Source organism: Stenotrophomonas sp. LARHCG68 (assembly GCF_052871705.1).
Genome location: NZ_JBIXJV010000002.1, coordinates 63806 through 85956, shown reverse-complemented (window position 1 = coordinate 85956; position 22151 = coordinate 63806). Strand labels below are relative to the sequence as shown.

General features: G+C 63.4%; 20 protein-coding genes and 1 riboswitch. Of the genes, 11 read left to right on the top strand and 9 right to left on the bottom strand.

What is annotated here, in order from left to right; translation table 11 throughout:
* Positions 1 to 54 precede the first annotated feature (54 nt).
* Both ACIPR8_RS07785 and darG read left to right on the top strand, forming a co-directional pair.
* Positions 55 to 768: a DarT ssDNA thymidine ADP-ribosyltransferase family protein gene (locus ACIPR8_RS07785; RefSeq protein ID WP_446540674.1), complete on the top strand. Its 714-nt coding sequence runs from the start codon at positions 55 to 57 to the stop codon at positions 766 to 768.
* Positions 765 to 1808: a type II toxin-antitoxin system antitoxin DNA ADP-ribosyl glycohydrolase DarG gene (gene darG, locus ACIPR8_RS07780; RefSeq protein WP_446540673.1), complete on the top strand. Its 1044-nt coding sequence runs from the start codon at positions 765 to 767 to the stop codon at positions 1806 to 1808. Before ACIPR8_RS07785 ends, darG begins: the two co-directional genes overlap by 4 nt.
* A gap of 293 nt (positions 1809 to 2101) precedes the next feature.
* On the opposite strand, the gene ACIPR8_RS07775 is transcribed toward darG, so the two are convergent.
* From ACIPR8_RS07775 to ACIPR8_RS07765, 3 genes are all read right to left on the bottom strand, one after another.
* On the bottom strand, positions 2102 to 3046 hold the full coding sequence (locus ACIPR8_RS07775; protein ID WP_446540672.1) for a retron St85 family RNA-directed DNA polymerase: 945 nt from the start codon (positions 3044 to 3046) through the stop codon (positions 2102 to 2104).
* The gene (locus ACIPR8_RS07770; protein ID WP_446540671.1) at positions 3043 to 3975 is read right to left on the bottom strand and encodes a retron St85 family effector protein; all 933 of its coding nucleotides are present in this window, start codon (positions 3973 to 3975) and stop codon (positions 3043 to 3045) included. The genes ACIPR8_RS07775 and ACIPR8_RS07770 overlap by 4 nt, the downstream gene beginning before the upstream one ends.
* A 246-nt stretch (positions 3976 to 4221) precedes the next feature.
* Positions 4222 to 5106: an HNH endonuclease gene (locus ACIPR8_RS07765; protein ID WP_446540670.1), complete on the bottom strand. Its 885-nt coding sequence runs from the start codon at positions 5104 to 5106 to the stop codon at positions 4222 to 4224.
* 126 nt (positions 5107 to 5232) lie between these two features.
* On the opposite strand from ACIPR8_RS07765, the gene ACIPR8_RS07760 reads away from it, so the two are divergent.
* Together ACIPR8_RS07760 and ACIPR8_RS07755 are read left to right on the top strand one after the other, a co-directional pair.
* A complete protein-coding gene (locus ACIPR8_RS07760) occupies positions 5233 to 5619 on the top strand; it encodes a hypothetical protein (RefSeq protein ID WP_446540669.1) in 387 nt (128 codons plus the stop codon).
* A 256-nt stretch (positions 5620 to 5875) separates the two neighbouring features.
* Positions 5876 to 7093: a GGDEF domain-containing protein gene (locus ACIPR8_RS07755; protein ID WP_446540668.1), complete on the top strand. Its 1218-nt coding sequence runs from the start codon at positions 5876 to 5878 to the stop codon at positions 7091 to 7093.
* A 96-nt stretch (positions 7094 to 7189) separates the two neighbouring features.
* On the opposite strand, the gene pnuC is transcribed toward ACIPR8_RS07755, so the two are convergent.
* The 4 genes from pnuC to ACIPR8_RS07735 all read right to left on the bottom strand — a co-directional run bounded on the left by pnuC (position 7190) and on the right by ACIPR8_RS07735 (position 12516).
* Entirely contained in the window at positions 7190 to 7786 is a 597-nt protein-coding gene (gene pnuC, locus ACIPR8_RS07750) for a nicotinamide riboside transporter PnuC (protein ID WP_446540667.1), read from the bottom strand.
* The gene (locus tag ACIPR8_RS07745; RefSeq protein WP_446540666.1) at positions 7783 to 9951 is read right to left on the bottom strand and encodes a TonB-dependent siderophore receptor; all 2169 of its coding nucleotides are present in this window, start codon (positions 9949 to 9951) and stop codon (positions 7783 to 7785) included. The genes pnuC and ACIPR8_RS07745 overlap by 4 nt, the downstream gene beginning before the upstream one ends.
* A 70-nt stretch (positions 9952 to 10021) precedes the next feature.
* Positions 10022 to 10117, bottom strand: a riboswitch (TPP riboswitch).
* 43 nt (positions 10118 to 10160) lie between these two features.
* A complete protein-coding gene (locus ACIPR8_RS07740) occupies positions 10161 to 11297 on the bottom strand; it encodes a phosphotransferase enzyme family protein (RefSeq protein WP_446540665.1) in 1137 nt (378 codons plus the stop codon).
* Positions 11298 to 11550: 253 nt separating this feature from the next.
* Positions 11551 to 12516 (bottom strand): hypothetical protein, encoded by a 966-nt coding sequence (locus tag ACIPR8_RS07735; protein WP_446540664.1) that lies wholly within the window; start codon positions 12514 to 12516, stop codon positions 11551 to 11553.
* 310 nt (positions 12517 to 12826) lie between these two features.
* Between ACIPR8_RS07735 and ACIPR8_RS07730 the strand changes: the two genes are divergently transcribed.
* Genes ACIPR8_RS07730 through ACIPR8_RS07720 form a run of 3 tightly spaced genes read left to right on the top strand, consistent with a single transcriptional unit; the run spans position 12827 to position 15365 of the window.
* Positions 12827 to 13780 (top strand): hypothetical protein, encoded by a 954-nt coding sequence (locus ACIPR8_RS07730; RefSeq protein WP_446540663.1) that lies wholly within the window; start codon positions 12827 to 12829, stop codon positions 13778 to 13780.
* Positions 13781 to 13828: 48 nt separating this feature from the next.
* Complete coding sequence (locus tag ACIPR8_RS07725) at positions 13829 to 14923, top strand: DNA glycosylase AlkZ-like family protein (RefSeq protein WP_192286761.1); 1095 nt, start codon at positions 13829 to 13831, stop codon at positions 14921 to 14923.
* Positions 14924 to 14972: 49 nt separating this feature from the next.
* Positions 14973 to 15365 (top strand): hypothetical protein, encoded by a 393-nt coding sequence (locus ACIPR8_RS07720; RefSeq protein ID WP_446540662.1) that lies wholly within the window; start codon positions 14973 to 14975, stop codon positions 15363 to 15365.
* Positions 15366 to 15392: 27 nt separating this feature from the next.
* Here ACIPR8_RS07720 and ACIPR8_RS07715 read toward each other — a convergent pair whose 3' ends face one another.
* A complete protein-coding gene (locus tag ACIPR8_RS07715) occupies positions 15393 to 16889 on the bottom strand; it encodes a tetratricopeptide repeat protein (RefSeq protein ID WP_446540661.1) in 1497 nt (498 codons plus the stop codon).
* Between the two features lie 190 nt (positions 16890 to 17079).
* Between ACIPR8_RS07715 and ACIPR8_RS07710 the strand changes: the two genes are divergently transcribed.
* The 3 genes from ACIPR8_RS07710 to ACIPR8_RS07700 all read left to right on the top strand — a co-directional run bounded on the left by ACIPR8_RS07710 (position 17080) and on the right by ACIPR8_RS07700 (position 21162).
* A complete protein-coding gene (locus tag ACIPR8_RS07710; RefSeq protein WP_446540660.1) occupies positions 17080 to 17793 on the top strand; it encodes a hypothetical protein in 714 nt (237 codons plus the stop codon).
* Positions 17794 to 17890: 97 nt separating this feature from the next.
* Positions 17891 to 19849 (top strand): alpha/beta hydrolase family protein, encoded by a 1959-nt coding sequence (locus ACIPR8_RS07705; protein ID WP_446540659.1) that lies wholly within the window; start codon positions 17891 to 17893, stop codon positions 19847 to 19849.
* Between the two features lie 158 nt (positions 19850 to 20007).
* Complete coding sequence (locus ACIPR8_RS07700; RefSeq protein ID WP_446540658.1) at positions 20008 to 21162, top strand: YncE family protein; 1155 nt, start codon at positions 20008 to 20010, stop codon at positions 21160 to 21162.
* Between the two features lie 93 nt (positions 21163 to 21255).
* Here ACIPR8_RS07700 and ACIPR8_RS07695 read toward each other — a convergent pair whose 3' ends face one another.
* Positions 21256 to 21618 (bottom strand): BON domain-containing protein, encoded by a 363-nt coding sequence (locus tag ACIPR8_RS07695; protein WP_313252827.1) that lies wholly within the window; start codon positions 21616 to 21618, stop codon positions 21256 to 21258.
* A 264-nt stretch (positions 21619 to 21882) separates the two neighbouring features.
* Here ACIPR8_RS07695 and ACIPR8_RS07690 point away from each other — a divergent pair, with 264 nt between their 5' ends.
* Positions 21883 to 22077, top strand: coding sequence for a hypothetical protein (locus ACIPR8_RS07690; protein WP_446541064.1), 195 nt, complete (start codon positions 21883 to 21885; stop codon positions 22075 to 22077).
* The last annotated feature ends 74 nt before the right edge of the window (positions 22078 to 22151 follow it).

The following is a 22151-nucleotide window of genomic DNA, read 5'->3' as shown; positions in this document are numbered from 1 at the left end:
CACTGCTACCCTTTTTCTTTAGTGCAGAGCTCACGAACACTTCGGAGGGTAGGGATGCCTGCTCGTTTTGCGTTCCGGCAGATAGATAAACGCGATCTGGCTTTGATTCTTCGCGATGGAGAAATACGGTCTAAAAATCATGTTGCTGCGCAGAGTTGTCATCAGACGAGCCATGCTGACATCGTGGGATTCCGCAATACGCCGGCATTCGAAATGCCTTACGGTGGTGTTGTTAATGATTACGTTCCATTTTACTTCTCTCCCATTACGGCGTTCACTTATGTAATACATCAGGGGGGAGTGCAGACGCGTGCTCCCAGTGGAGATATTTTGGGGGCCTCCTGTATTACAGATCGGATTTTCTTGGTATCCCGGGTCTCTGATATTGAGGCGTCCGACGTGGCTGCGTGTATTAGTGATTTTGCACTGAATTCATTGGCTCCGATGCCGACAGTAATACCAGGCTTGTCCGATTTGGAGGAGCACGTAGCGTGGTCACTGTTTGACGAACACCCTCGAGTAGGCAAGGTTGAAGAAATAGGCTACGAGGGAGTCTGCCAGTACTTCTTTGATAGGGCTGTGCCCGTTAGTAGGCAGCATCGGAAGAGCGCGCGTATGGCGGAGTTGTTAGTCAAGGATACGTTTCCAACATCTTTACTGTGCGGGATTGTGGTGCCTAGGGTTTCTATGTTGCCTCGTGCACGAGAGTTGGCCCGCCAGTATGGATTTACTGGTCAAGTGATTAGTAAACCGGGATGCTTTTTATGAATGAAATTGTATTTAAGACCGGCGATATGTTTGCGAGCTCTGCAGAAGCGCTTGTAAATACGGTTAATTGCGTTGGTGTTATGGGTAAGGGTGTCGCTTTGGAGTTTAAGCGACGTTGGGCTGAAAATTATAAATTCTATAAGAGGGCGTGTGATCGCCGGGAATTGAGGCCGGGAGCTGTTCTTGTATTTGACCGAGGTGATCTCTTTGGTTCTGAGGGGGCTCGATATTTAGTAAATTTTCCAACTAAAGATCATTGGCGATCGAAGTCAAAGTTGGAGTACATTGATTCGGGTTTGGACTCACTAGTTTCGGAGATTCGGCGGCTTTCTATTACGTCCATCGCGCTGCCGCCGCTGGGATGTGGGAACGGAGGATTGGACTGGGCTGTTGTTCGGCCACTCATGCAACGAAAGCTTTCGGCGCTAGATGGGGTTCGGGTCGAGATCTACGGACCGCTGGTTGATGCTACGGATCCTGAGTATATAGATGTGGTTGCAAGGATGACCAGGGGGCGAGCGCTTTATTTGAAGGCGATTGCTTCTCTTGAGCCTAGATTTGGCGGGTCAATAGATAGGTTGTCGTTGCAGAAAATCGCATACTTTTTGCAGAATTTCGGCGTTCCGTTGAATCTTGAATTCAGGAACAGCTTGTATGGCCCATACTCGGAGAGCTTAAAGAAGGCATTGATTAAGCTGGATGGCTGGCGATACATAACTGGCTTGGTCGGCGGTGACCGGAACGCCAAGGTGACCAGTGCGGGGTACGCTGCAGCAGATGAATACCTTCGAGTTAATTCTCTGGATGAAGTTGTCATTGATAAACTGAGTCACCTTTTTCAAGGTTACGACAGTCCTTATGGGCTGGAGCTTCTCTCGACAACGCACTTTAAATCATCACAAGGTTTGATCTCGGAGGTGCGGGAAGACATGGGGGTGAGTGAATCAAACGCATATCGGCGGAACCTATTCACTCGTGCGGAAGTGCAAGTCGCAAAGATTCGCTTAATAGAGGACGGTCTATTGGATCAAGATGGTTGACGGGTTGCTGCCTGCTTGAATTCTTTGAATGGAAAGCAGGGGTCGGAGTCGAGTTTATAATTCTCTGGCCCTTGTTTCTTGGGTCGACCAACTTTTCCGGGTGTTAGCTTGCGAACCAGCTGGGCTTCGATGGCTGCTCGAAATCGGTCGTTCCACATTGGGTTTTGATGTTGCGCATGGTTGCTGAAACGGGAAACATCTTCATCGCAGGCTTGCTGTACCAACTCTCGTTAGGTATGCGGCCGTTCTGCTTCTTAGCGGGTTATGGAATCAAAGAGTTAAGCGATCTTGGCCTAATGGCCTGATAGTATTCTATCGATGAGATCTCCTCCGAATTTTCGTCTTAAACTGATTATGAATTCGGGCTCGACACCGTTTGCGTAGGCGAGCATCCCTCGCAATGATGAGGCATCGGATGCGTTAGTTGGATTTGCCGAAAAGAGGAAAACCTGGGTCTTTAATGAGCGTTTGAGATCTCTTCCAATGGATATTTTTCGGTCTGTCGTGAGGATAAGGCCTGTAACGGTAATGCGTCGCTTCCGCGATAGGTTTTGAGTCTTGTTGTTATTTATTTCGAGAAATGGCAAGAGAATCTTGGCGGCTTCAAGAAATAACTGAACTGATCTTCTTTGATTCTCGCGCGATCGGCCTGAAATATAGATATCGTCCGCATATCTTGTATATATGCAGTCAAGGGATTTGGTAATTTCGGTTGCCCTTGTGTCGAGACCGTAGAGCAATGAGTTGGAGATTTGGGGCGACGAGGGGGCTCCAATGCTAAGGCAGCGGATGTTTCGAACCTTGTCATGGCGGCACACAAGTTTAACTAAGACGTCAATCAGGTCCGAGGATGCGAGTATTTTTTCTGCCAATCGCTGGCTTTCTAGATGCTTCTTGACTTCGTGAGCTGTAATTGACGGAAAGAAGTCTTTAAAATCAAGGCGAGTAACGAAGTTTGAGGATATATGCGCAATTGCATTGTCCCGAATGCTCCGGCCTTTTACATATGACATTACGGACGGATGGACCTGAATATCTGCAATGACCTCGTCGCAGATCAGTCGTTGCAATGCTTTAAGGGTGGGGCTTGGATGATGAATCTTCCTGCGGCCCCCGCTTCTCTTGGCAATTGTGTACTCCTTATACATGTACGGAGCTAAATTCAGGGTCTTTTCAATATCTGCGTTGCTTGTCCGAAGAAGCTTGGCAGCCTTGTTGACGAAGTCAGCTCTGTTCATGCTCTCGCGCCTGCCATTTCGGTGATTGCTTCTGGAATGTTTGACCGATAGCAGTCAAGCCAAGAAGCCTTGATCTCGAGCGCGCTTTGATCCTTTCCGCCGATGAATAGTCCATTTCCGGCTGGTCCCACATATACAATATCTGCGAACTCGGTTCTCTTGATGAGCTCCATGGACGAAAGTAAACCAGTAAGGAGTCTTACTTCTGACTTTTCGTACTTTCCAAATATCATAAAAATAGCATCGAATAAGTCTGCTTCGGTTATTATTCCGGTGAGGCAGAATATTTTCTCGAGAATGAAAAGCTTCATTCTTCTGTCATACTTTGACCACTCTTGATGACTGATCCTCTTATTGTAGCTTCGAGAGCTTTTTGCTTCTCCCAATAACCGATCACGGATTTGCTCGAATGAGGAGCTCAAATCATCTGATATAACCAGTGGCTGTGGAGTGATTGTGCTGGCCTTGGCGATAACGCTAATCGGCCCAAGAGTGATGAAGGAGCTTCCTTGATATTTGCTTTCGATGGCGACCAGGGTCTTCTCTCTGATGGCTGAATTTGCAGAGAAGAGTCCAAGTTCAGCAAATGAGCCGGCACTCTCCGGAAAAATTAACAGACTATGTACAGTCTCGCCAATTATCTCTTCAATGGCAGAAAGGCTCGTAACGCGGCCTCGTTCGTCCTGTTGAAGCAACAGATCAGTGACAGCGTTCTCTGCACGAACGCAAATGAGCTTGGGCTCGCTTGAGCGAACCCAATCGATAAATTTCCTACGGAACGGGGGGGGCTCGTTGGGAGGTCGATCAGCGGCTCCACATACAAAGCAAAGGTGAAGATCTGTCGAGTAATGAAGCCCTTCCTCCTTGAAAAGCAGGGCTAGCCGCTCTCGAGGAGTCTTGAACGCGGAATTTTCCTTAATCTCGCGCAAATGCTACCTACTCTGATGGCGGCGAATCCAATTGGGTTTCGCCGTGGGCGAAACCCAATTGGATTCGCCGCAACGAAGACGTACAAACTGAACGGCCTGGCTATTCGCCCGGCACAGAACCCAACAAAGTTGAGTCCAGCTAGATAGCGACTAGAGCATAGTCCCGGCACGAGTACTCGCGCAACCTGTCGACTTGAGCGGGGAGCAGAGTCGAGTTTCATGCTGACATGGCCTTCCACCCTACATTCAGCGTTTGAATCGATTCTCTCGGTGCCAGCGTAGATAGGTCGAATGCGGGCATTGCTCCGCTTGGGCCGGGACAGTCAACCGGCGCTTTGGCGGAATCAGCTTATCCAGCTCGTCGGGAACTCCGGCTGGGGACAGCAGCACGTTGTACTGGTCATCAAAGCTAATCAGGCCCCGATCAAATAGCCAGTGCACAGTGGCGGTCAGCGCGATGCCGTTGCGCACGGTATCTGGACCGTCAGCTTCCACGGGGCGGATATGCGCGGCTTGCACTTCGGGCCGGCCGCCGCCGTTGATGAGACATAAGCCGGTTACTGCACAGGTATTGGAGTAAGCGTTGCGCACATGCTTGCGAAAGGCCCTGTCACGGAATCGCCGGGAGATGACCTGCTGGATGAGAGGGCGTGGAGTGGATTCGGGGACGTCGCTGTCCGCCTCGTCTGCCAGCTCCCATGGCTCCAGCGCAGAGGTGAAGCCCGCTTTCAAGATCGTTTCAAACTCATCCGCGGGGATCAGTCGGACAGAGCGCCCAAATGCGCCCTTGTTGGTGCTGCCATCCTCCTTCTGCAACAGCGACTCGTAGTAGGTGCCGCCCTCCTTGAAAGGAACGGCCCGGTCGAACTCAAGGAACTGATCCAAATAGGCGTAGAAGTGGCCGTCGAGCGTGCTGTCTGGCTCAATCTTGATGAGGCGTGCGACCGCGAAGTAGGCCTGTCGTCCACCACTGCTGCTCTGCCCGGCATCGCGGCGGGGTTCGTAGTAGGCGATCAGATCGCCAACGGCCTGCGCGGCCTGGCCGTAGTAGGTCTTCGGGAAGTGGTAACGCCGCTCGATCTGGTCGTCGTAACTAGAGCTTTCGGAAGCAGTAAAGATCGCATTCGCCATTCAGACTTTCCCCCTTTCGAGGGATGGTAGGCGAGCCGACTGGAATCTTCCATCTCAATGCGTGGGACGCGTCCAGGTCAGGCTCGCTGCTTGTTGGTTCTCGTGGCTGATGGAATGAGAGAAAGCGTGAGTTACTCGGTGCTGGAGTACATGTATCGCGATGTGGGGAATTGGAAGTCGCATGGCGTCGCTCTGCTGTTGGGCAATGTCGGGGCGTTGGACGTGACGATTCGGTCTTGTTTAGATCCCGGGGCGTTGTTCGTGCCCGAGCAAGTGCTGCTGCCGGGGCTGCACCGCCGGCATTGGACTCAGTACGGCGATGGTCCCAGTGACTTGGACCATGCATTCCACGAGTTCGTAGGATTGCGCGATGTAGGAAAGGAGGATGCTGAGCTTCAACCTCCCATTGGATCGACAGTGGAGGTTGCCGCACTCTTCCTGGAAGCGCGCGGCCGATGGGACGTCCGCTGCTCGCGGTACTTGAGAGAGATGTATTCCGGTTGGGTCGGTTGAGTTAGTACGGGCCCGAGGCCGGGTCACCATGTCTGCGAAAGCATCCGACGATACTCGGGAGCTTGCATCAACCCGGATGGTCGTAAGAGTCAGGTCCATCTCTCGCGTTGCCGATGTTCCATTACGGAGAGGGCCGGTTTAACGGTGCGATTGGGTACGATACGCGCCACCTGATTTCTCCGCTCCGGATTCCGCTGCCCAGCCTGGCGGCCATCCGCGTTGTTCTGCACCTGCGCTTTTCAACCTCGACTACCCCATGATCGCCACCCTTCTCGTAGGCATGCTGTGTGTCTACCTGCTGAGCTTCACGGTGATGTTCCTGCTCATCAGCCGGCGACTGCGCGGCGAGAAGATGGGCATGGACGCGTTTGCGGTGGGCAACCTCACGCTGGGCATGGCCTATGTGCTGCAGCTGCTGGAGGGGCCTGCGGGTTGGAGCTGGATGAGCGTGGTCAACCATTCGCTCACGCTCTGCTCGCTGCTGGCGTATTGCGTGGGGGGAGCGCGCTTCTTTGGCCGCGCCGTGCCCCTGCTGTGGCCATCGGTCGGTATTGGCATGGGCTATGCCGTGGTGCAGGTGCTGGTGGATGCGGCGTGGGGTTCGGTGGCGCGCTATGCGCTGCTCGCGGCGACCTGTGCGCTTTGCTTCATCGGCATGGTGGCGGTGCTGTTGTATGGCGTGCGCACGTTCGCGCGCGACCTGCGCGGTGAGGTGCTGCTGTTCGCGTTGCTGATCAGCGGCATCTGCGTGCTCAATGTCATCAAGCTCATCAAGCTGCTCAGCGGCGGGTTGGCGGCGTTGAGCATGGATGGCCCGTTCCAGATGGTCTTCTATGTCTATATGTGCTCGCTGGCGACCATCCTGCCGCCGTCGATCGTGTGGCTGGTGTTGCGCCGCCTGACCGATGCGCTCCGTGGCATGGCCGCGCGTGATCCGCTGACCCAATTGCTCAACCGTCGCGGCCTGACCGAGGCGTTGGACGCCTGGTTCCGGCGGCCCAATGCCCGGGCCCGCCTGCTGCTGGTCGATGTCGACCACTTCAAGCGCATCAACGACAACTACGGCCACCATGTGGGCGACGCGGTATTGTGTGGCGTGGCGGATGCGCTGCGTGGCGCTGTGCGCAAGGACGACCTGGTGTGCCGGCTGGGGGGCGAGGAGTTCGCCGCTATCTGCATGGGCGCCGACGATGCGGCGGCACGGCGCGTGGCTGAGCGGGTGCGCGGCGCCATCCAGGACAAGGTGATGCTGCAAGGCCCCCGTTACGCCGGGCTGCGCTGCACGGTGACGGTGGGTGTGTCGCACTGCTTTGGCGATGAAGCCTCGCTGGAGCGCGCCATGCAGGACGCCGATGCCGCGCTCTATCGCGGCAAGCGCGCCGGGCGCAATCGCGTGGAGTGGGCGTCGCCGGTGGCGGATGCCCCGCCGGGAAGCGCGCCGATGAAGGCGGAAGCGGACGTGGCGCTTACCTGAGGCACAGCACTGGTCATGCGGGAGGACGTGTGGCCTGGCCGATTCCCGCCGCAGGGGAGGGAACCGGCACGGCCGTCCGTGCGTCGCGCGGCGGGGTCAGGCGGCCGGCGAAACCGGCTGTTGCATGCGGTCCTGCGCGCCGGCCTTCTTCCACGCGCGCAGGCCCATCGCCGCCAGTCCGACGAACACCAGGTACAGGCCCGCCGTGGCATGCAGCGACTTCACCGCGTACATGCCGACGTAAACCACGTCCACCACGATCCACAGCCACCAGGCGGCGGCGTGGCGGCGCGCCTGCCACCACTGCGCGACCAGGCTGAGTGCGGCGAGCATGGCGTCCAGCCACGGCAGGGCGGCGTTGGTCCAGCTGTGCATGGCCGCGCCCAAGGCAAGGCCGAAGGCGATGCCGATGCCCAGGTCACGCGTCCACTGGCCGGTGGCCAAGGGCGCGATGACGATGCGGCCTTCGGCCTGCGTCTGCCTGCGCCAGTTGAGCCAGCCGTACAGCAGGAAGGCGGCGAATGCGCCCTGCAGCAGCGTGTCCGAGTACAGCCGGGCTTCGATGAACACCAGCGCGTACAGGCCCACCGACACCAGCCCCACCGGCCAGGCCAGCATCCGCCGCTGCGCCATCAGCCACACGCCGAGGATGCTGGCCGCGACCGCCGACCATTCCAGGATCGCCGGGTTCATAGCGCGATGGTCACCGACAGGCGCGCCTGCCGCGGTGCACCCGGGAACAGGTAGTAGTCACCGGAGCTGCTGCCGGTATCGCGCCAGTAGAAGCGGTTGAACACGTTGTCCACCGACAGGTTCCAGTTCACCGCGTGCGCGCGCAGCTGGTGCTGGAAGCGCAGGCCGGCATCCACCACGCTGTAGCTGGGCGCACGCACACGGCCATCGGCGGTGGCGACGTTGGAAGAGGCATAGCGCCAGCCGCCGGTGATGCCCAGCCCTTCGGCGAAGGGCAGGGCGTAGTCGGCATGCAGGCTGGCGCGGCCGCTCGGCACGTTGATCAGCGGGTGGCCTTCGTAGGCAGGCGTGCCGCTGTTGCGTGCGCGTGCGCGCAGCGCGGTGGCGCTGGCGGTGAGCTGCAGGCGCTCGGTGACGTGGCCCTGTGCGCTCAGTTCCAGCCCGGTGTGGGTCTGCTGGCCTTCCTGCACGAAGGTGTAGCCGTAGGCGCTGTCGTCGGGCTTGGCGTACTGGAACGGCTGGTTGATGCGGAACAGCGCCGCGCTCAACGTCAGCGCATCCGACGGGGTGTACTTGGCGCCGACCTCGACCTGGCGCGAGCGCACCGCCGGCAGGAAGGTGCCTTCATTGGTGGTCCAGAACGGTGCCTCCTGGCCGAGCGAAATGCCCTGCGCATAGCTGGCGTAGAGGTTGAGATCGTCGTTGGCGCTCCAGATCAGCGCGGTCTGCGGCAGGAAGCGCGACAGCCGGTTGCTGCGTTCCAGGTTGCCGCGCTTGTCGAAGGCGCGCTCGTCCAGGCGCACGAAGCGGCCACCGGCCAGCAGCTGCCAATCGTCGGCGAAGCTCACGCGGTCGAGCACGAACAGCGACTTCTGCGTGCTGTCCAGGCGGCGCACCGACGGGCCCGGCTGCAGGGGCGAGGGTGCGAACTGCGGCACGTCCTTGTCGTGGATGTTGGCGGTGCCCACGTACTCGTTGACGTTGCGGCGCTTGTCCACGGTACGGTCGAAGTAGTCCGCGCCCACGGTCAGCTGGTGCGCGACGTTGCCGGTGCTGAACTGGCCACGCAGCTCGGCGCGCAGCTGGCGGTTGCGGCGGGTGTCGTCCGGGCTGCGGTAGTCGTAGATGTCGTAGTCGCCGTTGGGTGCGAAATAGTTGCCCGGCACGCTGCCGTCGGCGCATTCGGCGGCGTAGTAGCAGCCGTAGGCGAAGGCGACGTTGTCGTCGATGACCGAGCGGCTGTAGCTGGCCGACACGCGTGACTGCCAGGCCTCGTTGAAGTCGAAGGTGTGCAGCGCGGTGAGGTTGGTGCTGTCGATGCCGACCGGCGCCTGCCATGCCTGGTGGCCGAGCATCTTCTTGCGGTCAACGTTGCGTGGCAGGGTGGTGGCGCCCAGCAACTGGTAGCCCGACGCCGAGCGCTGTGCGCTGGTCTGGTAGTTGGCATCCACTTCCAGCTTGCCGCGCTCGCCGATCAGCCAGTCGGTGGCCAGTGCGTAGAAGTTGCGGCGGCCGTCGGCATTGTCGATATAGGAGTTGCTGTCATCCCACGCGGCGTTGAAGCGCAGGCCGATGCGCGGCGTCACCCAATGGCCGACGTCGACCGCGGCATAGCGGCTGCCTTCCGAATCGGTGGCGAGGGTGACGGTGCGTACTTCGGCCGGGCGCTTGCCCACGTAGTTGATGACGCCGCCGGGGGCGATCACGCCAGCGGCCAGGCCAGCCTCGCCCTTGAGGATTTCCACCTGCTGCACGTTCTCCAGCGCCAGGCGCTGCTCGCCGGCCATGCTCAGGCCGTTGAAGCGGTAGCCGGTGGCCGTATCCAGCGCGAAGCCGCGGATGGCGATGTTCTGGTAATAGCCGACCGGCGCGTAGGCGTCGCCCAGCGACGCATCGTTGTAGGCCAGCTCGGACAGCGTGCGCACGTGGCGGCTGTCGAGCAGCTCGCGGTCCAGCACGGTGATCGACGCCGGGGTGTTCTTCCAGTCACCGGCGCCGAAGCTGTTGGACTGGGTGTTCCCGGCATGCGGCTGCTCGGCCTGCACGCGCACCGCGGCCAGCTCGGTGGGCGAGCGCTCGGCGGCGGTTTCGAGGTTGCTGGCGTACAGCGGCAGGGCCGCGCTCAGGGCAGCGCTCAACAGCGAGATTCGGTAGCAGCGGTTCATTCGTTTCGTCATCAGCCGGTGGGGGAGACGAAGCGAAGGCGCGCACGCGCAACCGGCCATGGAGGCGGTGTGCCTGCTGCTCAAAGCTCCCTACGCCGGTGCAAACCGGATCAGGTTCCAAGGGACTCTCTCAGCCTGCGAAAACCAGGCACCCCCGCTTCAGGCGCGTATTTGACCACAAACGGTACGGATTTGCGCCCCGTTGGTATTCAGGCAGCGGCGTGCAGGGCGGACAGCAGGGCCTGGCCGTCGGCGCTGCCGAACCAACGGGCATGGCCGAGCAGGAAGTCGTAGTAGGCGATGTCGGCATTGGCGGTGGAGCCGGTGATGCCGTGGAAGTACTCCACTTCGGACAGTGCGAAGTCCAAATGCACGACGGGCAGCAGATCGGCCAGCAGGTGTACCTGGGCGGCCGGGAGCGGGCGCACCTGCCGGTAGCCGTCGAGCAGGGCCAGTGCGGTATCCACATGCACGGCGGCCATGCCGCGCTCCAGTTCCAGCCAGGCGATGGCATTGCGCTCGATGGCGGTGGCCAGGTCGAACAGCGCGCTGGTCGGCGAGGCCAACCCGAAGTCGAGCACGCTGGCGATCCGCGTCGCCTCGCCCTCGCGCCGCCACAGCAGGTTGGATACATGCCAATCGTTGTGTGCCCACAGGCGTGGTTCGGCCTGCAGGCGCTCGGCCAGGCCGTTGTGCCAAGGCAACACGCTCTGCTGCAGCTCCTGTAGCCATGGGCGTCGGGACAGGTAGTCGTGCAGGGCCGGGCGCGTGGAGGCGTCGCGTGCCAGCAGCGCGATGGGGTCGGCACTGCGGATCAGCTCATCGCGGGCAATCAGGATGTGGGTGTCGCGTTGTGGCGCGGTGTAGCTCTCCGCTGCGTGGTGCAGCGTGGCCAGCATGCGACCGGCCTCGCGTGCCTGGGCGAGGTCGGTAAGCGGCGTCCATGATGGCGCATCGCGGTACAGGTCGTCCCCCTCGCCGATGGCATGCAGCTCGTAGGTCCAGCCTTCGTGCGCAAGGGCGGTGGCTCCGCTGCGGTCCGCCAGTACGTCAACCACGGGGACACCTGCCCGGGCCAGGTGCGCGATGAAGCGGTGTTCCTCGGCCAGCGTGGCGGCGGTGCGGACGCGGTGATGGTGGCGCTTGATGAAGACCCTGCCATTGACGCCTCGCGCGATGGCCGCGGCGGACATCGGGCGTGGGCTATGCCAGATCAGCGTTGCCGTGGCTTCCAGCTGTGGGAAGCGCGTCGCCAGCCATGCGATCTCGCTGGCGCTGATCGCAGGCCAGTCGGCCGGCACCTCGTCGTTGTTGAGGCCTTGGACGCGGTGAGGGGAGGTGGTCATGGCAAAGCGGGGTGGGCGTGGTGGTACAGGGGCGACAGGGTAGCGCGTCGGGCCGGCAGGGGGAGGGGGCGTGCGGCAACGCCCCTCTCCCGCATGCGGGGAGAGGGGCGCCATGCACGGATGACCGGAGTCCGAATGCGCGGGGCAGGGGAATGCCTCCCCTCCATTCCGCCTGGCCCGCAGAGGGTGGCCGACACGTTCATGCCCGCGGCCAACTGGGCGGAAGCCCCCTACAGGCAGGTGAAGCGGGACGTCATCGGATGCTGCAGTTGATCGTCTCGCCATTCCAGCTGCACGACATCCGGTTGCGTCCCGCGGCGGAGCCTCCAATCGGGACACCGTAGAGACGGGCGGATTCGATCCAGCGTTCCAGATTTCTCGAGCCTTCCCGGCCTTCGCCGAAGTAGTAGTTGCCTGCGTACTCCGGTGCGGTATCGCGGGTCGCGATGGTTGCGTCCGGAAACTTGTTGCCGAGACTGTCGCGACTCTCGCCAGTCACGTACTTCGCCTCTCCCACGTTGTCCACGCTGACCCGATAGACGGTCCGTGAGCCGTCGCGCCAGTTGACCATCACGATGATGGACCCGGCACCGCGCTGGGAGCCCCAGGAAAGCGCCAGCTCCTGCAGGGTGAGTGCAACCGAGTTCCAGGCCGCGCTGGTGGTGTTTGCGCCGGCGAGGTCCAGGGCGATTTCCCTGCCGAACCGGGTCCGTGACGTGGCGGACATGACGATGTCACTGGCGCTGAAGTTCTTGTAGGCATCCGGAAAGCGGATGCCCGTGGGGTTGGAGATCTGGGGGTCATCCGGGTGGGCCGTGACAACCAGCCCGCCCTTCGAATCCTTGGAGCGCCCACGTGCTGCCTCATCTGCCGGCGCGGGACCACCGAAGCCTGGGTGACCATTGGTCGGTTGGGAGGAAGGGGCCGCAGCCGCCGCTTCAAGAATCCGGTAGAACGCCGCCGAGATCTTCGCTGGAACGGTGACACGGAGGGTGCGCCAACGCTTGAACTCCTTGTCGTACTCGACATCGTAGGCGGTCAGCTTGGCGCTTTCGAAGTCGACGACCACGGTAATACCCGGCCCTTTGGAAATGGCAGCATTGACGGTGGACGGGCAGCGGTTGCATTCGACCACCCCGCCGGCGATCGCGGGAGTGGCGGTGAGCAGCACGGTGGCGGCGAAGAGCAGGCCAGCAAATGTGGATCGGATCCTTTCCATGGAACGAACTCCAGAAGCGGCTCATGCCGCACGGAAATGGTCAGTGCCAGCTGCTGCTGGATTCAATCCGAAACGCTGCGGACTAGTGCCCCGCGATGGGTCAGGGGACTGGGACTTGCAGGGGCAGGAAACGTGCCAGCCTGCAGGAGCGGCCGGCTCTGGCCCCCTCCCGCATGCGGGGAGAGGGGGTGGGCTGGAGGAAAGGGCTCAATTTCCCGTCCGCGCGGCCGATGCTGTCTCCGGCGATGCGCTATCGTGCGCCGCCCTTTCCCCTTCCGGCGATCCGCCTTTCGAAATGGAGTTCGTACCCATGTCCCCCCGCGCCCTGTTGCTGGCCCTGGCCAGCGTTTCCTTCATCGATGCATCGGCCGCGCAGGCGCAGGCGTCGCCGGTTGCGCCCGCGAGCGTTGAGCGTCCGGCCCGCATCCGCCTGTTCGGGCAGAACGGCGTTGGCCTGACCATGTTCACCAACGCCCACTGCGAGGATGCCTACGAGGAGGAAATCGAGGGTTCGGGTGCGGTGTCGCTCGGCTTCAAGGCACTGGTCGGCAAGCGCCAGCCCAATGCCTCCATTGGCATCCCGCAGAGCGATACCACGCGCACGCTGGAAGACCGCAACCGGTTGATGGCCAACCCTTACTACACCGAGTTCGTGCTGGTGCCGGGACAGCCGGTGGCATTGCAGGCGCAGATCGCCAGCGGCGCCGGGTTGAGCTGCGGGCGCGGACGCGGGGTGCAGGTCAGCTTCGTCCCCGAGGCGGGCGTGGACTACGAGGGCGACATGATCCGCGACTTCGATGCCATGCGATGCGGGATTGCGGTGCGCCAGGTCGCTGCCGACGGCAGCCTCAGCCCGGTTCAGACCGCGCCGTGGCCGAAGAAGTGCGACGCGCCGCCCCGTCCGGCGCCGTCGTTGATGACGCTGTTCCTCGATGCCGACCAGCTGCAGTATCGGTTGGCCGAGGAAGGGGCCGAGGTGGATTCCATCGACAACGACAAGGGCGGCATCGAAGACCTTGAGGAGATGTTGCAGGAAGCACCGCTGGCTGCCGGCGTGGGGCTGTGCATCGTGAGCGACGAGGCGCTGGATGCCAGCGCGCTCGGCGCCAAACTCCCCGGCCTGCTGGAGGCGCGTGGGGTGGCCGACCGTGTGGTGCGGTTCCGTACCGGCGCGCTGGAAGCGGAATGGGGGCTCACCGCGCAGCATCCCTTGAGCTTCGCACTGGCCGAATACTACTGCCGCGCCGCTAGCGGCCAGCGCTGAACCCGGGGGCACTGGGTGGGGCGGGGGGAATGCGTGCATCATTCCCCCATGCAGCCCACCCTCGACCATCTTCGCCGGTATGCCATCGCCCGCTCGCTGTTCACGCCGACCACGCTGATGCGGGCGATCGGCAAGCTTGGCTTTGTCCAGGCCGATCCGATCCGAGCGCCGGCGCGTGCGCAGGACCTGACCCTGCGCCACCGTGTCACCGGCTATCGCGCCGGTGAGCTGGAGCGCCGCTATCCACGGCTGGCGCTGGAAGAGGATTTCTTCGTCAACTACGGCTTCCTGCCGCGCGCGCACCATGCCTTGATGCACCCGCGCCAGGCGCGGGTGGTGTGGACGCCGGCGCGCTGGAAACAGGCGCATGCGGTGCGCGAGTTCATCGCCGAACGTGGCGTGGTGCATCCGCGCGAGGTCGATGCGCAGTTCGCCCACGGCAAGACCACCAACTGGTTTGGCGGCTCGTCCAATGCCAGCACCGAGCTGCTGGACGGCATGCATTACCGCGGATTGCTGCGGGTGGCACGGCGCGACGGCGGAACCCGCGTGTATGCGCTGCGCCAGGGCGATGCGACGCCGGTGACGGCGGAGGTTGCACAGGCCCGGCTGGACGCCCTGCTCGACATCATCGTGGGCAAGTACGCACCGCTGCCGGCGGCCAGCCTGGGCCAACTGCTGGGCCACCTGCGCAGCGGCGTGCCGCAATGGCAGGGGCTGCGTGCCGATGCGCTGAAGCGTGCACGGCAGCGCCTTGGCACGGTACGCGTGGAGGGCGTGGACTGGTTCTGGCCCGAGGGCGAGAACCCGGCCTCGGCGCGTTGGAAGCCCGATGACGCGGTGCGGCTGCTGACGCCGTTCGATCCGGTGGTCTGGGACCGGCGCCGCTTCGAACAGTTCTGGGGATGGGCGTATCGCTTCGAGGCCTACACCCCACCGGCCAAGCGCAAGCTCGGTTACTACGCCCTGCCGTTGCTGTGGGGCGAGCAGGTGATCGGCTGGGGCAACCTTGGGGTGGCTGGCGGCCAGCTGCAGGCGCAGCTGGGCTACGTGGCCGGGCGGGCACCGCGTGACGCCGCATTCCGGCGCGGGCTGGAGGATGAGCTGGCGCGGATGCGGGTGTTCCTGGGGTTGGACCCATGACAACGGAGCGGCGCCGCGCGGCGCGCGCCATCAAGGAGAGCGGCAGACAATGAAGCGGGCGACAGCGGCGATGCGCAGCAGCGCGGTACACATGGCGGTGGCGTTCCTGGGCATGGGCGGTTGGGCGGTGTTCGCCAACAGCGCGCATCCGATGCCACGCCCACTGATCGCCGGCGTGGTGCAGGGCACCCTGTCGGCGCTGATCACGTTGTTCCTGAAACGGATGATCGAGGCCATGTCGGTGCGCCTGCCGGGCAGCGTGGGCGGGTGGCTGCCGCCGGTGGTGGCGATGACGGTATCGCTGGTCCTGCTGACCACCCTGCATTGGCTGGCCGGTACGCCGGAAATCGCGCGCACCATCGCGGTGCCGCTGTCGGTGACCACGGTGTACTCGAGCTTCTACAACCTGGCGCTGCGGCGGGGAGCCAGCGCAGCGCGGTAGTTCGCGACAGTTACGGTGCCGTGCCGGTCAGCGCGACTGCCGGCAGTACAGCGGGTAGCGCTCGATCCGGCCGACGCCGTCGATGGCGGCCCGCACGTCGGCGCGGGCGAGGAACGCGTCCTGCCGCTGCTGGGGAACCTGCTCGCCGGGCAGTAGTGGTGACTGCAGGCAGTCCTGGGCCCAGTCCAGCACGTCGTTGCGCCTGTCCGGCCGGGCCAGCAGCTGCCGCATGAAGGCCAGGGCCTGCTCCGGCTCGACCTGGATCAACGCATCCAGATACGGCATGGGCGCATCATCGCGCAGCGCGTGAAGTTCCTTCAGCGCCTTCTTCTGCTGGCGGCTGTCGTCCTGCTGCAGGGCGGCGCAGTGGCGCACATGGGCCGCCACCGCCTTGCCATAGTTGCTCAGGTTGGCCAGCGGCGCGGCGGCGACGACGCGGATGGCTTCGGCGGCATTGCCGTTGGCGCATTCGAATTCGCCCAGGTTCAACACCTGGCTGATGTTCTCCTCGCCATTCTCGCTGAGCTGGCTGGCGCGACGCATTTCAGCGATGGCTTCCTCGGTGCGTCCCATCCGGCGCAATGCGATGGCCTTGTTGTTCATCAGCCAGACCTGCTGGTCCATGTCACTGAAGGCCGGCTTGTCGGTGCTGGCGGCGGCGATCCGGGCGACGGCGGCGTCGGACAGCGTGATGGCGTCCTCGTTGCGGCCGGCCAGCAACAGGGCACTGCTCAGGTGCAGCAGCGGCTCCAGGCGGTCGGGGAATACCTGGGTGCGGGTGCGCAGCAGGGCGATCTGGCGATCGACCGCCAGGGCGACGTCGAAGCGCGGGCGGTCGCGGTTGAACACCGGGTCGAAACGCTTGTCCGCGCGCATCGAGATCAGGAATTCCGGCTCCTGGATGCGCTGGACCACGGCACGCGCGGCCTCCGTGTCGCCCTGCTCCAGGCGTGCGCGCGCCAGCCGGAACCAGATGGCGCCCGGGGTGTTGGAACTGCCGCCTTTCCAGTTGGCATCGAACAGGGCCTGCTGGAAGCCGATGCGTGCCGGGCTGCGGGTATCGCCGTGGGTGGCCAGCATGAACAGCAGTTCGGGGCGGGTGTTGTCCAGGTATTCCGGCCAGCGTGCGGCGAATTCGGTCATGGCCTCGGCGGCGCCGTCCATGTCGTCCTTCTGCATCGCCACGCCGGCCATGCGGTACCAATCATCGGGGTTGTCGCTGTCCAGCCGGGCCAGCTCCGCATACCGTTGCGAGGCGACGTCCAGGCGGTCGTTCTGCCAGGCAACCAGCGCCGCGCGTGACAGCAGGCGGTTGCGCTCGGCCGGTGGCAGGCCGGCATAGTCCGGATCGGCCAGCAGCCGGTCCAGCAGCGCATCGGCGCGGCTGCCGGGTTCGTCGGCGGCGATGGCCAGGGCCTCGGCGACGCGTTGCCGGTAGAACACATCCGCTGCGGGCGCCGCGATGGCCGTACCGGAAACACAGCCGAACAGAACGGCCAGCATGGCCATGTGCCTGAGAGTCATCCGCCCATCCCATCCCCTTGGAGTCCTTGGATTGTGGCACGCGAAACCCGCAGTTGGGCGCGCGTGGCGTTGGTGGCGCGGATGATGTTTGAATGGCTGCATCTAGGGAGGACGTCGGATGCGTGCTTGTTGGCTTGTCCTGGGAGTGCTGCTGTTGGGGGGATGCTCCTGCAAGGAGCCGCCATTGCCGATGGCGGATGTTGCCGATATCGACCGTATCGAGATCAGGTACGAACACACTGGCTGGGGCGTCATCAACGAGACGTTCGTTCTTGTTCCCGTCCGGCGAGGTGGTGGATTCCACCTGCAGGGGCACTATGAGAGCACCGCTGGCGGCGTCCGTGCCGGGGAGTGGCCGGTGACGTCGACGGCAGTGGCGCAACTGCTGGCCGCCTTGCAGGAACGCCCGTGGCAACGCGAACGTGCCATGCGCGAGATCGCAGGCGGAGTGCGGCGCAGCGAGCTCATTCCCGCTACGTTCTGGACCACCTGGCCGCCACTGGCCTGCGATGCCGATGAGCTGCGTGCATTGGCGCGCAGCCGGTTGCGCGGTCGCAGCGTGCGGGATGAGGTGGATGCCTACTATGGCACCGGGATGCGCTGGACCGATGACGACCCCTACGTCCAGCTGCGCATCCTCCACCGCCAGGGCCGCGAGCAGCGTTGGCACTCGACCGCACAGCACGCCATGTTGGTGCCGTGGGTCGCTGGCGACTACGCGCCGATGGAAGCGCCGGACAGGCAGAACTGGTCGTTGTCGGTCAGCCGCACGCTGCGCGCGCTTGTGCCGGTTGATGCCCATCTCCATGCGCGGCTGGACGGCTTGCCGTCGATGCGTGCCCGGCTGCAGGACTACACGCAGTACGCCGCGGCGAGGGAATGCGAAAGGCTGCACCCACGCTGAGGCGGGGGCGCCGGTCGACGGCACTCGACGCTGCTGGCATTTTTCGCCATGCTCGCTTCGCCAGCGGGGGGCTGGGGCAGCGAACGGAAGGTTCGATATGCGGTTATGGATGCGCGTTTTGTTCGTGCTGATGGCAGGTATGCCAGTTGCCGGTGCGGCAACCCTGGACGTGGAGCCGTTCGTCAGGCAGGACATGTACCAGTGGGTGAAGATCTCGCCCGACGGCTTGCATTACGCGGTGACCGCGCCGCTGGAGGATCGCACCGCGCTGCTGATCCTGCGCCGTTCCGACAACGCCTTCACCGCGCGCATCTCCGGGGACGCCAACTCGGTGGTGGATGACTTCTGGTGGGCGAACAACGAGCGCGTGGTCATCTCCATGGCACGCCGGCAGGGCTCGCGTGATACTCCGGTGGCCATTGGCGAGCTGTACGCAGTGAACGTGGACGGCAAGCAGAGCATGCTGCTGGCCAGCCCTTACGGGGTCAACGAGAGGGCGGGGATCGTCTCTGAATACAAGTCCACCTTCGATCAATCGGTATACATGCTGGACCCATTGGCAGACGATGCGCGCAATGTGCTGGTATCGGCGATGCCGGTGGCGAGCGATCCATTCATCCGCATCGAGAAGCTGGATATCTACAACCGGCACCGGGCCCGCATCGCGGATGTGCCGGTGCGGCGTGCGGACTTCAAGACAGACGCTTCCGGCGAGGTGCGATTCGCGGTAGGTGCCAACACCGACAACGTGTCCAAGCTGTACTACCGCGACGCGCGCGGGCAGGAATGGCGGCTGATCAATGACGAGGGCAGCAGCGGGCACCGGCGCTACCCATTGGGCTTCAGCGCCGACGGCACGCTGGCCTACCTGCAGGTGGAGCGCAAGGCCGGTCCGGACGCGATTGTTTCCTGGAACCCGGCCACGGGTGAGGAAGTGGAACTGTTGCGCGATGCAGTCGTGGACCCGTACCGGATCCTGTATGACCTCGACGGCCGCACGCCGGTGGGCGCGTCGTACATGCGCGAACGGGTCGACAACCGCTTCTTCGACGAGAACGGCCGCGCGGCACGGTTGTACCGCAGCCTGGAGAAGTCCTTCAGTGGCGATGCGATCCGCTTGACCTCGACCACTGCCGATGGCCGGCTGGTGCTGCTGTACGTGTGGAGCGACCGCAACAACGGCGACTACTTCCTGTTCGATACGCAGGAGCGCAAGGCCAACCGGATCTTCAGTCGCCGCGAGTGGTTCATCCCGGACCAGATGCCGGCCACACGGTATGTGAATTTCAAGGCACGCGACGGCATGACGCTGCACGGGTACCTCACCGAGCCCAGGGGCGCGGTGGCGGGGGCAAAGCCGATGGTGTTGCTGCCGCACGGCGGACCTTATGGTGTGTTTGACGGCTGGGAGTTCGATGACGATACGCAGCTGCTGGCGGCCGCCGGGTATGCAGTGCTGCGCGTGAACTACCGAGGCTCGGGCAACTATGGCCGTGCCTTTACCGATGCCGGCGTGCGCGAGTGGGGCGGACGCATGCAGGATGACCTGGCCGATGCCACCCGCTGGGCCGTTGCGCAGGGCATCGCCCAGGCTGATCGGATCTGCATCTACGGCGCAAGCTACGGGGGATACGCTGCGTTGATGGGCGCTGTGCGCGACCCGGAGCTGTACCGGTGTGCGGTGGGGTATGTCGGCGTCTACGACCTGGAGTTGATGCACAGCGATGCATCCTCGCGCAGCCGTTCCGGGCGTACGTGGGCCGCTGAATGGCTGGGCGAGCGCAATACGCTGGCGGCACGCTCGCCCAGCCGCCTCGCCGAACAGATCAAGGTGCCGGTCTTCCTTGCGGCCGGCGGCAGGGATGAGCGTGCACCGGTGGAACATACCGAACGCATGGAGAAGGCGCTCAAGCGTGCCGGCGTGCCGGTGGAGACGCTCTACTACCCGAACGAGGGGCACGGCTTCTACACGCAGCCGCATCGCCGTGCGTACTACCAGCGCCTGCTGGCCTTCCTCGCACGCCATCTCGGCGGAGCGACGGCCAGCGCACAATAGGCGGCAACGGCTGCGAAGGCGGATGCTCGACTCCGCCTTCGCTTTTCCCTACCATGCCGGCACCAGCAAGCCACCCACGCTTCATGCAGCGGGACCTGCCGTCCGACGACGGCCCAGCGAGCCAGGACACCCTTCGTGCCCGACCAAAGGACGCTCGCATGCACTCTCATTTCCTCTTCCGTTCCGCCGCCCTCGCGCTGGCGGTTTCCTTCGCGTTGGCTGCGCCGTTGGCAATGGCCACCGGCAATGCGCCGGCCGCTGCCGATGGCGCGCCTGCCGGCGTGCAGCGCCAGGCCGTGGCCAAGGGTCTATACGAGCTGGCCTACAGCCCTTCGCAACAGGCGCTGTTCGTCGCCTCGTCCGGCGGCTTCGGTGACGATGCCGGGCCGGCACAGGTACTGCGCCTGGACCCGCGCACGCTCGCCGTGCAGGCCCGCATCCCGCTGGAGCGCAAGGCTTTCGGCGTGGTGCTGGACGACAGCAACCACCGCCTGTACGTCGGTAACACCGTGGACACCTCGGTGACCGTGGTCGACACCGCGCAGGGCATGGCCATCGGCACCGTGCAGCTGATGGAGAAGGTAACCGGCAGTGACGGCAAGTCCCGTTACAGCCACGACCTGCGCGAGCTGGTGGTCGATGCGCCCAACCATCGCCTGTATGTCACCGGGCATTCGCAGGAAGGCAGCGTGCTGTTCGTGGTCGACACGCAATCGCTGACGCTGCTGGACACCATTGCCGGGTTGGGTAACGCCAAGGCCCCGGGGCTGGCCCTGGATGCCGCCGGAAAGCGCGTGTACACCTCGAACCTGCGCGGTGAGGTGGTCACCGTCGGCACCGACAGCGGCAAGGTCGAGCAACGCTTCAGGATCAGCGCCGAGCAACCGATGAACATTGCCCTGGACCCCGGCAGTGAGCGCCTGTTCGTCACCGACCAGGGACTGGAGATGATCCGCGCCTACCAGGGCAAGAGCATCGATGGCTTCGTCTCGCGCCACCCCGGCCAGCGTGTGCTGGTGCTGGACCGCCGTACCGGGCGGGAGCTGGCGAGCATCCCGACCGATGCCGGTCCGCTCGGCATCCTGCTCGATGCGGCGCGCAAGCGCCTGTACGTGACCAACCGGGAAGCCGGGACGGTCACCGCCTATGACAGCGACAGCTATCGCCCGGTGGGCAGCTGGTCCGTGCCGACCCATCCGAACAGCCTGGCGCTGGATGCGCGCAACAACGTGTTGTACGTGAGCATCAAGAACGGCGAGGGTGATCCCAAGGGCGGTGAGGAAAGCGTGGCCCGCATCGAACTGGGCAGCTGACCGCGACGGCGGCGGCAGGCAGCCGCCCGGCAGGAAGCGATCGCTGCCGGGCGGTGGCCGCGATGAGCGGCCAGATGCGCCGAGGGGACTGCGTCAGTGGCCGGCGCTTGCGTCACCGATGATCAGCGCACTGCTGTCCACGCTCTGCACGCCATCAATCCGGCGCGCGGTGGCGACCGCGCGGTCGGCCTGCTCCTGCGTGGGAACATGGCCACTGAGCATGACCGTGCCGCGCTGGGTTTCCACGCGGATATCCATGCCTGGCACATCGGCGGCGGCGACCAGCGCCGCCTTTACCTTGGTGGTGATCCAGGCATCGCTGGGCGGCTTCTCGGTGGCAGGAGCCATCTGCGGCGGCGGACCCTCCTGCATCGTCTGCGTGGCGGTGGCCACCGGTGCGCAGGTGGGGACGGCTGCCACGGCGAGGATCAACAACCAGCTCGGGTGACGTTTCATGGACGTACCTCCGGCCTTGTGGGGATGAACGCGGGCCCTGCAAGGACCCGATCACATCCTGCGCCCGCTCGGGTTAATGGACTGCACCGGTTGTGCAAGCAAAAGGTGAGCGTCGGCCATTCAAGTTGATGGGCCGGCGCTGAACGCCGTGCACACCCGTGGTGTTGAATGCGCGCATGCAACGGTACCTGCACATGCCGATTACGGGCGGCTGCGCAGTCTGGACACCGGCAGGCCACCACCGTGCCTGCAGGAGCAGCGACCATGACCCGTGGCGACAAAAGTGCCTATACCGACAAGCAGAAGCGGCAGGCCCAGCACATCGAACAGAGTGAGCGCAAGGAGGGGCGTTCGGAGAAGGATGCCGAACGCATCGCCTGGGCGACGGTGAACAAGCACGATGGCGGCGGCAAGCGCTCCGGCTCCGGCCGTGCGCACCACGCATCCCACCACCGGTGACTCCCCGCCGCAGGAGCGCCTTCAGGCGCGAAGCCGATACCGGTTGCCGGGCTGGCCGCGTACGGAGGATCGAC

Excerpts from the sequence above, each read along its gene's own strand:
- ACIPR8_RS07720 (WP_446540662.1), top strand. The coding sequence starts at position 14,973 with ATGAAGCGGGCGACAGCGGCGATGCGCAGCAGCGCGGTACACATGGCG.
- darG (WP_446540673.1), top strand. The coding sequence starts at position 765 with ATGAATGAAATTGTATTTAAGACCGGCGATATGTTTGCGAGCTCTGCA.
- ACIPR8_RS07705 (WP_446540659.1), top strand. The coding sequence starts at position 17,891 with ATGCGGTTATGGATGCGCGTTTTGTTCGTGCTGATGGCAGGTATGCCA.
- ACIPR8_RS07735 (WP_446540664.1), bottom strand. The coding sequence starts at position 12,516 with ATGGAAAGGATCCGATCCACATTTGCTGGCCTGCTCTTCGCCGCCACC.
- ACIPR8_RS07740 (WP_446540665.1), bottom strand. The coding sequence starts at position 11,297 with ATGACCACCTCCCCTCACCGCGTCCAAGGCCTCAACAACGACGAGGTG.
- ACIPR8_RS07755 (WP_446540668.1), top strand. The coding sequence starts at position 5,876 with ATGATCGCCACCCTTCTCGTAGGCATGCTGTGTGTCTACCTGCTGAGC.
- ACIPR8_RS07785 (WP_446540674.1), top strand. The coding sequence starts at position 55 with ATGCCTGCTCGTTTTGCGTTCCGGCAGATAGATAAACGCGATCTGGCT.
- ACIPR8_RS07730 (WP_446540663.1), top strand. The coding sequence starts at position 12,827 with ATGTCCCCCCGCGCCCTGTTGCTGGCCCTGGCCAGCGTTTCCTTCATC.
- ACIPR8_RS07765 (WP_446540670.1), bottom strand. The coding sequence starts at position 5,106 with ATGGCGAATGCGATCTTTACTGCTTCCGAAAGCTCTAGTTACGACGAC.
- ACIPR8_RS07710 (WP_446540660.1), top strand. The coding sequence starts at position 17,080 with ATGGCGGATGTTGCCGATATCGACCGTATCGAGATCAGGTACGAACAC.
- ACIPR8_RS07690 (WP_446541064.1), top strand. The coding sequence starts at position 21,883 with ATGACCCGTGGCGACAAAAGTGCCTATACCGACAAGCAGAAGCGGCAG.
- ACIPR8_RS07745 (WP_446540666.1), bottom strand. The coding sequence starts at position 9,951 with ATGAACCGCTGCTACCGAATCTCGCTGTTGAGCGCTGCCCTGAGCGCG.
- ACIPR8_RS07695 (WP_313252827.1), bottom strand. The coding sequence starts at position 21,618 with ATGAAACGTCACCCGAGCTGGTTGTTGATCCTCGCCGTGGCAGCCGTC.
- ACIPR8_RS07725 (WP_192286761.1), top strand. The coding sequence starts at position 13,829 with ATGCAGCCCACCCTCGACCATCTTCGCCGGTATGCCATCGCCCGCTCG.
- ACIPR8_RS07775 (WP_446540672.1), bottom strand. The coding sequence starts at position 3,046 with ATGAACAGAGCTGACTTCGTCAACAAGGCTGCCAAGCTTCTTCGGACA.
- ACIPR8_RS07700 (WP_446540658.1), top strand. The coding sequence starts at position 20,008 with ATGCACTCTCATTTCCTCTTCCGTTCCGCCGCCCTCGCGCTGGCGGTT.
- ACIPR8_RS07715 (WP_446540661.1), bottom strand. The coding sequence starts at position 16,889 with ATGACTCTCAGGCACATGGCCATGCTGGCCGTTCTGTTCGGCTGTGTT.
- pnuC (WP_446540667.1), bottom strand. The coding sequence starts at position 7,786 with ATGAACCCGGCGATCCTGGAATGGTCGGCGGTCGCGGCCAGCATCCTC.